Source organism: Burkholderia sp. KCJ3K979 (assembly GCF_016759955.1).
Taxonomy (GTDB): Bacteria; Pseudomonadota; Gammaproteobacteria; order Burkholderiales; family Burkholderiaceae; genus Burkholderia; species Burkholderia orbicola.
This window is the reverse complement of record NZ_JACFYV010000075.1, coordinates 1-11,904: the sequence shown is the minus strand read 5'-3', so window position 1 is coordinate 11,904 and position 11,904 is coordinate 1. Positions and strand designations below refer to the sequence as shown.

At 56.0% G+C, this 11,904-nt stretch carries 8 protein-coding genes; 5 read left to right on the top strand and 3 right to left on the bottom strand.

Annotation, left to right across the window (positions count from 1 at the left end; translation table 11 throughout):
- Window positions 1-9: 9 nt before the first annotated feature.
- Window positions 10-1,821, top strand: coding sequence for an FkbM family methyltransferase (locus tag H3O04_RS17880; RefSeq protein ID WP_237666337.1), 1,812 nt, complete (start codon window positions 10-12; stop codon window positions 1,819-1,821).
- Window positions 1,822-1,842: 21 nt separating this feature from the next.
- Here H3O04_RS17880 and H3O04_RS17875 read toward each other — a convergent pair whose 3' ends face one another.
- The 3 genes from H3O04_RS17875 to H3O04_RS17865 form a co-directional block, all read right to left on the bottom strand.
- A complete protein-coding gene (locus H3O04_RS17875; RefSeq protein WP_202588159.1) occupies window positions 1,843-3,219 on the bottom strand; it encodes a hypothetical protein in 1,377 nt (458 codons plus the stop codon).
- A gap of 60 nt (window positions 3,220-3,279) precedes the next feature.
- Window positions 3,280-4,587, bottom strand: coding sequence for a glycosyltransferase family 4 protein (locus H3O04_RS17870; RefSeq protein WP_175876467.1), 1,308 nt, complete (start codon window positions 4,585-4,587; stop codon window positions 3,280-3,282).
- Between the two features lie 104 nt (window positions 4,588-4,691).
- Entirely contained in the window at window positions 4,692-5,864 is a 1,173-nt protein-coding gene (locus H3O04_RS17865; protein ID WP_050780481.1) for a polysaccharide biosynthesis/export family protein, read from the bottom strand.
- Between the two features lie 162 nt (window positions 5,865-6,026).
- Here H3O04_RS17865 and H3O04_RS17860 point away from each other — a divergent pair, with 162 nt between their 5' ends.
- The 4 genes from H3O04_RS17860 to H3O04_RS17845 all read left to right on the top strand — a co-directional run bounded on the left by H3O04_RS17860 (window position 6,027) and on the right by H3O04_RS17845 (window position 11,726).
- Window positions 6,027-7,148: a glycosyltransferase family 4 protein gene (locus tag H3O04_RS17860; protein ID WP_082409265.1), complete on the top strand. Its 1,122-nt coding sequence runs from the start codon at window positions 6,027-6,029 to the stop codon at window positions 7,146-7,148.
- Window positions 7,149-9,206 (top strand): capsular polysaccharide biosynthesis protein, encoded by a 2,058-nt coding sequence (locus tag H3O04_RS17855; protein ID WP_202588158.1) that lies wholly within the window; start codon window positions 7,149-7,151, stop codon window positions 9,204-9,206. It abuts the gene before it with no gap.
- Between the two features lie 85 nt (window positions 9,207-9,291).
- Window positions 9,292-10,716, top strand: coding sequence for a mannose-1-phosphate guanylyltransferase/mannose-6-phosphate isomerase (locus tag H3O04_RS17850; protein WP_202588157.1), 1,425 nt, complete (start codon window positions 9,292-9,294; stop codon window positions 10,714-10,716).
- Between the two features lie 197 nt (window positions 10,717-10,913).
- Complete coding sequence (locus H3O04_RS17845) at window positions 10,914-11,726, top strand: mechanosensitive ion channel family protein (RefSeq protein WP_006497479.1); 813 nt, start codon at window positions 10,914-10,916, stop codon at window positions 11,724-11,726.
- Window positions 11,727-11,904 lie beyond the last annotated feature (178 nt).

The window sequence follows — 11,904 nt, the reverse complement described above, 5'->3', positions numbered from 1 at the left end:
TCTATTTCTATGAAGCTGATTCTCCACATTGGCACCGAGAAGACGGGAAGCTCTTCACTGCAGCTCACGCTTGCACATCAACGAGACCGCCTCGCCACCCAAGGTGTATGGTACTCGCGAGTGCTAGGCGAATATGCTCATCGCAAACTGTCGCTCTATGGGAGGGACCCACTAAATGTGATGACGGACGACCGACTTGCCTCATTCGGCGTCCAAGACTCACAACAGTACGCGGCGCTTTGCGCGTCGATTGAAAGCGATCTACAGAGCGATGTCGATGCGGCACTATCCCGCAACTGCCGATACTTTATCGTCAGTTGTGAGTATTTCAGCAGTTTGTATCGCAATACAAATGAAACAGCTCGACTCGCCGACATGCTCTATCGGCACTTTGACGAAATCGAGGTCGTTTGCTTTATTCGACCTCAGATCGATGTACTGATTTCCAGAATATCAACACTCGCCTGCGACGGGATCGAAATCAACGAGTCGATGATCCATGATCTCGCTGAAGACGAGCAGTATTTTAATTTCGACCTTTTACTTGATCGATGGGCAAATAGTTTCGGCCGGGATTCCATTAAACCGATTCCTTATAAACGGAATCGCGATACACTCGCATATCTAACGAACAAATTCGACATTCAGATTGAAGAAATTGGACTCGAACGTATCAACCAGTCTATTGACGTTGAATCGATTGCACTTCTGAATGCGGCTCGCTTATCGGGTAGCACACTCGAATCGGTTGCCACGTATCTCAAGGACTTCGGCGCGACAAACAAGCTCAGTTTGTCGCGCCACGATCAAGAGAGACTGCAATCAAAATTCGAAGAGAGCAACTTGGCACTTTGCTCGAAATGGCCGACGATTGCACCGGCGGATCTACAACCAAGCGATGTAGCGGAAGATGATGCCGGAAATCTCCATTTGCTCACTACAGCAGATCGGTTCGCACCGCAGCTTCGCTATGTGCTCGAACGCTTTCAGACCGAAGCGGCTTCACGCACTCGCCGGCACACCTTCGTGCGTGCGTGCGACTTCACGCTAGCCATTCCGGAGGGACACTTTGCAGCCCGCTATCTTCAGGATGGAGGGCTTTTTCGACCACGATTTATTCCCTTGTTCGAAAGATTGCTGCATAACGGTCACGTGGTCATCGACGTCGGCGCCAACATCGGTTTCTTCAGTTTGCTCGCGGCACGACGCGTTGGGCCGAGCGGAAGAGTCATCGCCTTTGACCCGAGTGCCAAGGCGATCTCCGCACTGTTGCACGCGTCAGCCATCAACAATCTCTCCAATATCGAGGTACACAACGTCGCGTTGTACGAGCGATTCGATACGCTGGCAATCGTTCACAACTTGGCATCGACCAACTGTGTCGTAAAGCCAGTCGGCGCGATACCGGGTCATTTGATTGACTACTCACAACTCGATCTTGTTTCCGCAATACAAGCTGACGCTGCACTCTGCGATCTGACGCGCTGCGATCTCGTAAAGGTCGCGGTAGGCGGCAATGAACTTCCCGTCATGCGAGGTGCGCAAAGATTACTCGATCGATTTAAACCGGTCGTCTTGTCGGAGTACTCCCCCGCCTATCAAGCTGACGTCTCGAACACTTCACCCGATGCCTACTGGCAAGTATTCGCCGAACTCGGTTACCACTGCCGTCTCATCGGCGCGGACGGCCAATACGAAACCATGGCGGATTTATCACAATTGCTCGAACGTTACGAAGCGGAAGAACGAGCATGTGGAGGCGTGACTCACCTTGAGCTCTGCTTCGACCATCCAGCCTCGTCATTGCGGCTATTCGAATAAACGTCGGTATGTGCCTGACGCTTAAAGATCCGCTTCCATCGTCGTCGCCTCGAGTTCCGAGGCTTCCCATTGCCGTCCTACGGCAATGAGTTTTGCATTAAGCTGGGAACTAATTGACTGAATCCAGCGCTTATCAAAACGATGCACATGTACGAAATGCCGGAACAAGCCTATCGTCCATGATCCGTGTCGTTCAGCACTGGCCAAGAGCAGCGACCGAGCGTAGTGTTGAGATCCGTTTCGAATATCCGCGCGCAGCTGGCGCACCGAAATCGGCACATCTTCGATTAGATCGCGAATCAACGTGCTGAGTCGACGACATTCGAATAGTGCAGTTGCACTGGGGTGCCCAGAGAAAGGCAATGCAATATCGTCGTGATTCGGAAACACAAATTTCAGGCACTCTACATGGCGCCGATCAGAGGCCATCCTCGAATCATAAATGAAATACGCGTGTTGCCTGACTGGTTCACGCCATCTATGGGAGTAGCCCATACGGTGACGCACGTCATCCCATCGATCTTCGAATGACGTATCTGCCGGCCTTGGCGAGTATTGCGGACTAATTGCAATGACTTTATCCACATCGAATGCTTGAGCGAAATACAACGCAGCATATGCACCCATACTCGATCCATACGAAATACGTCGACTATACCCTTTGAGCAAAGGGCGACAGTAATGCTCAATCATACCGGTGGTGATGTCCTGATACCAAATATTACGCTTCGGCTTAAAGCACAGTACATCCAAACCCAAGGATGAGAAATAATCCTCTCCAAATCCCGGCCTCTCGAAGCCAACATAGTCAAATGGCTGAAACGTAACAATAATCGTATCCGAACCAACAGATGTTAGCTCGGCAATCGTCTCCTCATTATCAAAAATTACTCGCTTGCAACGCTGACTATTAGCTTCCGTAGAAACGAGCTTTGTCACGCTAACCCGGTCAATGACCACCGTCGAGTGTGCGTCAACATGCGTGCGAATTTCGAGATCTTGACAAGGCACGTCGAGAGTGAAAATCAGGTTCCGAACCAACCCTCGGCTTGACGTGCTCGCTTCCATTTGAGCCACTACGTGCTTTCCAAGATCGACGGTCACCTCGACAAGACATATGCCGCCATCGGCAATCGTGCCCTCGCCGTCAATATCGACACGATATCGTCCCTTGTCCAAGGTCAAATACGGTCCGTAGGTCAACCAACCCGCGGCACCTGACGAGACGAGCCGACCGCCTTTGAAGGCACCCACGACAGACTTGATCTCCTGCTCAGCCGCCGATAATGAGCAAATTGTCTCGGCAGCCGATGCCGGCGCCGTGGTGGTTGCGATCCCATTCGACTCATCCGATCGATTACCACCGAACAACTTTGCAGCTCGCCTCAACAACATCATTGATATCTTGCCTCTATCGAAATATTTCGAAACGACCGTGCGCCCGGGTCGATATGAACATCAAGGCAATATACGGTTATACATTGCCTGCAGGCGGTCGGCATAAGCCGCTGAATCGAACATTTGAGCACGTGCGACTCCACGTACCGCAAGTTGAGCTCGCAACTCAGCGTCCTGTTCGAGTTGCCGCAAGCCATGAGCAATCGAGTTCACGTCGTACGGATCGACAATTACGCTGGCATCTCCAGCGATTTCCGGCAGCGAACCGCCCGTCGAGCATAACGTAGGGGTACCAAGCTGCATGGCCTCGAGAATTGGCAGGCCAAATCCCTCGTATAGCGACGGAAACACCACAGCCTTGGCCGCGCGAATAAGACTGATCAGGAATGAGCGCGGCGTGTAGTCGAATACATGAATTCGACGCCTCAGGTCTGGCCGCTGCTTCAGCATTGCGTTAATGAGTTTCATTTCCTCATCTGCCTTCCATGCGAGCGAACCGACAATAACCAACTGCGTGTTCAATCGAGCAGAGAGAAATGCCTCGACCAGACGCCCAACATTCTTCTTCGGCTCAATTGCACCGAAGAACAAGAAATAACTCCGAGGCTCCAGTCCAAAAACCCCCTCGACCTCAAGCTCCGCATCATACAGACTCTTGCCAGCGGCCACGTCGCTTGTATCAACAGCCTGATAGGTGTTGCTGACGTGTTGCGGCGACGTACCGAACAATTCAATAATATCCGCCTTGGAACGCTCCGACACCGTACAGATGTGGGCGCTCGTTTCAAGGCAAGACTTGATCAATCGGTAGTAATAGCGCTTGTTGTCGAGAGTGGTATACGGCAATCGCAGCGGTACGAGGTCGTGAATCGTGTAGACGTTAGGTACACCCTCTATGCGAATAGGAAGTGGGTAGGTCCAATGCATCACGTCCGGCTTTTGTGGAAGACGAATCGTGAGGAATTTTCCATAGCGCCGGAAATGCGCACGCGCGACAGAAAAGAGATCTGTCACATTCCAAATATCGGATTCTCTCGGTAACCGCTCCGCAAAACGGGCAGTTTCCACCTTCCCCGAGATTGATATGGGGCTGGCTTCATAGCCGAACGGAGCCGACAGTGTCGACTTCACGTAAGACACGGTAGTCTGGAGCAACTTGCGATTCGGCGTTGTTCCACCAAGATAGTCGAAGAACGATATCTCACGCAGCAACGGAAGCAGCTTCGGCGAAATTGGGGCACCATATAGTGTCTGGGTACGCCCCCCCATCTGACTCACGTGATTCGCGAGATTGCGAGCGTAGGTGGCAACGCCCGTTCCGCGTTGGAGCGCAAGATTGTGTCCGTCGATAGCAACAACTTTATTCATTGAAACGGGTCACAACATAGATATCTTGATCAGATGGCCAGCGCATGGGCCGCTCGACCGCACAATAGGTGACGGCCGACATCCAGTGCGATGGACGTACACAACTATTTGAAATTCTGGACGCCGGTCACGACCGGATAGGCGACCGAAAATACAAGATTCAGCACCTTTTGAATTTCAGTAACCGGTGCGTTCGAGACATAGAGCAAGTCCTTATTATCCATCATGAAACTCTGCGCGACGAAGAATGCATTCGGATCGCGCAAATTCACTCGATAAATAACCGGAACTTTGCCGTCAGCCGTAGTTCGGACAGGTGAATTGGGCCATGTAATCGCATTCTGATCTTCCAGTCGGAAAATAAATACGCCCTGTGCATCGGAACGCGAGTCCTCCAATCCCCCGGCCCTCGCCAACGCTTGCGCCAGTGTGATCCCCTGCGCTTCGAAGTTAACCTCTTGATTCTTGCCGGTAGCTCCAAGCGCCGTAAAGCTGTATGGCTGATATAACGCTGTCACGACATCGCCGGCTCGCAACACGACATTTTGGCGAGGATCCCGGATGATCGCTTCCAGCGGCTGCGAAACGACGGTGTTACCCCGCGTAACTTGTATTGTCACTTTATTGATCGACTCGCGCACGCCGCCTGCCGTCGCCAGCGCGTCAAGTAGGCGCTCACCACGCGCGGTCAGTTGCATCCTGTTGCTGGCGGCGACATCGCCGACGATGGTCACATACGACGTCACATTCTTGGACAACTTGACAAGAACTTGCGGGTTGTGAGCCATGCCGCGCAGCCTTGCGGCGATACGCTCCTGCAATTGCGAGGACGTACTACCGGCGGCCTTGACCGCGCCGATAAAGGGCACATTTATATTGCCATCAGCGTCGATCATCTGATCCGGCAGGACCGTAACACGCGCGCCATTCACGCCGCTGGCCGACTCAAGCTGCTGGCCCGCACCAAACAAAGCCGCAGGCGGCGCCTCCCAAATCGACACGGAAACGGTATCGCCAGTCCCGAGTTGCTGCTGGAATTCCGCCCCTCCGCCAAGCGTCGAAAAAAAGTCAGTTTGCTTGCGATCTGCATACAACTGGCGTGCAACTTCATCCGTTACATCGACGATCTGGATGCCGGAAGCGTTATTCCGGGCCTGCCCTGCACCATCGATCTGAGCTCTACTTGGGCCCGACGTCGGAATTGCAGAACAGCCTGCAAGCCATACGACGCCGCAGCAGAGCAATCGCCCACCGATACCTCGAAACAAATGCAGCATTTTTGACACACGTGATTGAGTTCGGCGCAAATTGTCTCACGTAGTCCATTAGAATGAAGCGCAGAAGCAAAAAAACCACGCTCGAAGTGCGTACGCGTCTCGATTGACTAGCACACAAATGTAACAGCAGTGTTGAATATCTTCCTTGATGTCTCCCGCCTGATGACGCGGTTGTACGATGGACTGCGCCCTACCGGAGTCGATCGCGTCGGGCTCGCTTACATCCAGCGATACGGAACAAACGCGCGCGCGGTGCTAAGTGAGCAGGGCTTCTGTTCCATCTTGTCCGCCGCCGATACGCGCGCGACCTTCGACCTACTACTCTCCTCAAAAATCGACCGCTGGGCGATACGCAAAATTGTGGCGCGAGCATGCATGCAGAGCGTCTCGAGACAGGCAACGAACGGCGGCATATTGCTACATACCAGTCACAACGGGATGGAGCACGGCCGTTACTATGACGCTCTGGCGCGTCGAAATATTCGCCCGGTCTTCTTGATTCACGATTTGATTCCTGTAACTCACGCCGAATTTTGTCGCCCTGGCGTCGATACATTGCATCGTCATAGAATCGATACCGCGCTGCGACGTGCTGCTGGACTGATCGCGAACTCCGATGCCACCCTGGAGAGTCTTTTAGCAGAGGCAGTAAAAGCGGGCATAACAAAACCTCCACCTACTGTGGTCGCGCGCCTGGCGCCGGGTACAGTAGAGTGCTCGTCATCTCCGGCCCCCATCGACGAGCCGTATTTCGTTATGTTGGGCACGATCGAACCTCGCAAGAATCACTGGTTCATCCTTCATGTCTGGCGGCGTCTTGTTGAACAGATGGGTAACGACGCACCCAAGCTTGTCATTATCGGTCGACGTGGCTGGGAATGCGAAAACGTTATAGATATGCTCGAGCGCTGTGAGCCGCTGCGTCGAGTGGTCATCGAAGAATCGGACTGCAGTGATATACAACTCAACGCGTGGCTGCAGCACGCGCGCGCGTTGTTGTTCCCTTCTTTCGTCGAAGGTTACGGCATGCCGCTTGTGGAAGCTTTGGGCCTCGGTGTACCAGTAATCGCGAGTGACCTCCCGGTGTTCCACGAGATTGCGTCGGATTTCCCCACGTATCTTGATCCGCTAGATGGTCCCGGCTGGTATGCCAATATCCGGGCCTATATGGAATATGACAGCCCTGAGCGTCGCCATCGGATTCAAAAAATCGCTAGCTTCCGCACGCCAACATGGAGCGAACATTTCGAGCAAGTTGATAGCTTTCTCGATTCGCTACGTTAAATGATGCCCCCGTCACACTCCTACTTCACGTCGGCGGCCGATCGCGAATTCAACGTGCGTTCGGTCGTTCGCGGCAGACGACTGATCGGATGGATGACCGGTAGGTCGCCGCTGATCTGGGTAGACACGTTGGTGGGTCGCATTGCGGCTCGTTCGGCACTCGTCGTCGGAGCCGCAATGCAAGCGACCTATCCCGGACCGATACTTGGGCACCGCAAGCAACATGCACCGCCACTTTCGTGGTTCGTGTGTCCTGATGATTGCATCTCTCGCGGCGGATTCGTTGCCGCACTGGAGTCGCAACTTGTGCGCTCCTCAGATGCCACGCCAAAGGAACATATAGAGGATGCCATCGCCCGCGTTCTCGAAACGGATGCTCTCCATATCCGTCATCGCGTCAGCCCATTGCCGAAACAATGGCACGATTCATGTGCCACCTCGCGAGTCGTTTTGCTGGACGAGCGCACAACTACTCACATTGACTACTGCACGTCGCGCGTCTCTCGAAGAGCGGCCTTCACTGAAATGGTGGCCAATGCACGCCGTTCGCATCCTGACGCACAATTCTGGCTACTGAGGTCGGCAGACTCCGGCCAAGGCACTTGGCTGTCAAGCCAGACGACACTGCCCCCGGATACGGCCTTACTCGAAGTCGACCACTCACTATACGAAATGCTCGATCGAATAGATGCAGTGTATGTCGTCGGCGCCTCGGAAGGAATGGCCGCTCTGTTGGCAGGCATTCCAACTCATGTCTTTGGAACTCCTTACTATTCGGGCTGGGGTCTCACTCAAGACTATGCGCTGATGCCCGAACGCACGGCGCGCCCTACGCGCAACACGTTCTTCAACGTAGTGTTTCAACAGCTTGCTCGTTACCTCGATTCGACCACCGGTCAGCCGGGTTCGCTGGACGCGACGCTGGATAGTGTCGCCCTGCAGCACTCGGTCGCTACTCGCTTCTTCGACTTGACGGCGATCGCCGCTTTGCGCTTTCAGTGGTGGAAACGCTCCTATGCCACTCCTTACCTGCGTGCTGGGGGCAGCAACCTCCGTTGGGTTGGAAAAACCGGAGACGTTGGCTCTAACGAGACCGCAGCCGTTTGGGGTGGCCGCACCGCAGTCGGTTTGCCCACCGGCACGCGCGTGGTTCGTATAGAGGACGGCTTTCTGCATTCGGCGGGTCTCGGCTCGGACATGTCAGCACCGTATAGCCAGGTACTCGATTTTCAGGGAATCTACTTCGACGCCACCCGTCCAAGTGACTTGACCACGATACTCAATACGGCGCAGTTTGATGAACGGGAACTCGAGCGCGCAGCAGCGTTGCGCCACGCTATCGTGCGATTCGGGCTGACCAAATACAATCTTGGCAGGCGAGCGCCCGTCTGGCGCGCCCCGTCGGGAAGACGCATTGCATTGGTTGCTGGCCAGGTTGCGGATGACGCTTCTATCCGGCTGGGAACCGGGAGTATCGCAACAGCCGAAGCCTTGCTTAAGGAGGTGCGTTCGCGCTATCCCGACGCGTTCATCGTGTATAAGCCGCATCCTGACGTGATGTCCGGAAATAGACCCGGTGTCATCGATGGCGCGAAACTCGCTGACATCGTCGATGACCGAGCAGACCTCGTATCGCTCATCGCCGCAGTAGACGAAGTCCATACGCTGTCTTCATTGACAGGCTTTGAAGCATTGTTACGTGGTAAAGAAGTGTACACCTATGGACTGCCGTTCTATGCTGGCTGGGGGCTCACCCACGATGCGCTACCCCAGCCCTGGAGAGCCCGAACGCTGACGCTCGACATGCTGACAGCCGGCGTATTGATCCGGTATCCAATCTATTGGGACTGGGATCTCGCACTATTCACCAGCCCCGAGGCGGTCGTTCTGCGGTTATCGCAGATCGCCAATCGCCCTCTTGGCGAAATCCGCAAGGACCACAAGCGCTTTTTCGTCAAAGCCGCACGATGGAGCCGTAATGTGCTTTGGCATGCGTTATGGCACTGTCGACACCGCCCAACCGACAACTCCCAACCGAGGTGGCGCAGGCAGACGTAAAGGGCTTTCAACGATATCGCATTTCACCCTTTCCTCTATGTCGGTCGAAAACTGATATCAGAGGTAATTCAACTCGAGGCATCCTATGATTTATCCGGTCATCCTATGCGGTGGTAGCGGCACTCGGCTCTGGCCGATGTCACGCGGCGGCTATCCCAAACAGTACCTGAAACTCACGGGTGACAGTACGCTCGTGCAGCAAACAGCGCTACGCCTGCGCAATATACCGGACGCTATTAACCCGATCGTCGTCACGAACAATGAGCAACGCTTCTTGGTCGCGGAACAACTTCGACAGATCGGCGTCGTGCCATCTTCGATCGTGCTTGAGCCGATCGCTCGTAACACAGCACCGGCGATAGCAATCGCCGCTCTATTGGCACAACAGAGCAATCCTGATGCACTGCTTCTAGTGCTGCCGTCCGATCATGTCATCCAAAACGAAGCTGCCTTTGTAGCAACAACCGCAGAAGCAGCATCGATTGCCAAGCAGGGGCATCTCGTCACCTTCGGCATCAAACCGGCCGAACCACATACCGGTTATGGCTATATCCGTCGCGGATTGCCCGTGGCCGACGGCATTTCGGCTTTTCAGGTCGACGCGTTCGTCGAAAAACCCGACGCACCGACGGCCGAACGCTTCCTCAGCGACGGCAACTACTACTGGAACAGCGGCATGTTCATGCTGAAGGCGTCCACGTACATGGAGGAACTGCATCGCCATGCACCGGAAATCGCCCGCCAGGCAGAACTCGCGCTCGAATCCGCCAAGCGCGACAACGACTTCGTCCGCCTCGACGCAGACGTGTTCGCCGCCTGCCCGAACGTCTCGATCGACTACGCGGTGATGGAGAAGACCGAGCGCGCCGCAGTCGTCGCGGCAGCGGACCTCGGCTGGAACGACATCGGATCGTGGAGCGCGCTTGCTGACATTGCAGAAGCTGACGAACAAGGCAACGCGCTGATCGGCGACATCTTCACCAACTCGGTAAAGAACTCGTACATCCGCGCCGAACACCGGATGGTCGCCGCCCTCGGCCTCGACAACATCGTGATCGTGGAAACCGCCGACGCCGTGCTCGTCGCGCATCGCGACAAAGCCCAGGACGTCAAGAAAATCGTCGAATGGCTGAACGCGTCCGGCCGCCACGAATCGGTCACGCACCGCCGCGTCGTGCGCCCATGGGGCTCGTACGAAGGCATCGACCAGGGCGATCGCTTCCAGGTCAAGCGCATCATCGTGAACCCGGGCGCACAGCTGAGCCTGCAGATGCACCACCATCGCGCCGAACACTGGATCGTCGTGAAGGGCACGGCGATGGTCACGAACGGCGACAAGGAGATCATGCTGACCGAGAACCAGTCGACCTACATCCCGCTCGGCGCGACCCACCGTTTGACGAACCCCGGCAAGATCCCGCTCGAACTGATCGAGGTCCAGTCGGGCGCGTACCTCGGCGAGGACGACATCGTCCGCTTCGAGGACACCTACGGACGCGCAGCGAAGTAAACACCGCAACTTCGGGGTCGCGCGCCGCAACCGGCGTCGATCCGATGCGCCAGACGGGCAGCACGCAGGCGTCCTGCCCGTTTTTCATTACGTCAACCAATGTCAGCCCGGTTGCCCGCCCCTCCCAGGTCAGGTTATAAAAGCGCCTCCCATTCCGGTGCATGCGCCGCCCCTTTACCCTTGACTTCGGAGAACGCATGATCGATCTCGCCACCGCCCAGCAATTCCTGATGACCCGCGGCCTCGACTTCGGCCTCAACCTCCTCGCCGCGATCGTCTTGTGGTTCGTCGGCCGCTGGGCGATCCGCATCGGAACCCGCCTGCTCGGCAAGGTCGTTCGCCGCAGCGGCAAGGTCGACCCGACGCTCACCGACTACCTGACCTCCGTCGTCGGCGTGCTGCTGACGATCCTGCTGATCCTCGCGATCCTGCAGATCTTCGGCGTGCAGACCACCTCGTTCGCCGCGTTGCTCGCCGGCCTCGGCCTCGCGATCGGCACGGCCTGGGGCGGCCTGCTCGCGCATTTCGCCGCCGGCGTGTTCATGCAGGTGCTGCGCCCGTTCAAGATCGGCGACGTGATCAGCGCGGGCGGCGTCACGGGCACGGTGAAGGAGCTCGGCCTGTTCGGCACGACGATCATCACCGCCGACAACATCGTGACGATCGTCGGCAACAACAAGATCTTCTCGGACAACATCGCGAACTACAGCGCGACGCCGCATCGTCGCGTCGACCTGACCGCGAAGATCGCGCACAGCGTCGACGCGGCCGATGCGATCAACCGCCTGAAGACGCAGATCCAGCTGGTGCCGAACGTGCTGAAAGTGCCGGCACCGGACGTCGGCGTGCTGCAGTTCACGCCGGAAGGCCCGCTGCTGTTCGTGCGCCCGTCGACTCAGCCGGAGAACTACTGGCAGGTGTACTGCGACACCAATCGCGTGATCCTCGATACGTTCCGCGAAGCCGGCTATCCGACGCCGGAAACCCCGGTCTCGCAACGCAACGCGTAACGGACGCGGCGGCCGAGCCGCGCGGACGAAAAAAAAGCGTGGCAGCCGCCACGCTTAATAGGATGGTCAGCCCGATCCTCACTCAGTGGACTACGCTGAGTGAGGATTTTGTCCTTCTGGAGGACCATCATGGACACGGTATCGCTGATCGGAGTCGATCTCGGCAAGCACTGCTTCC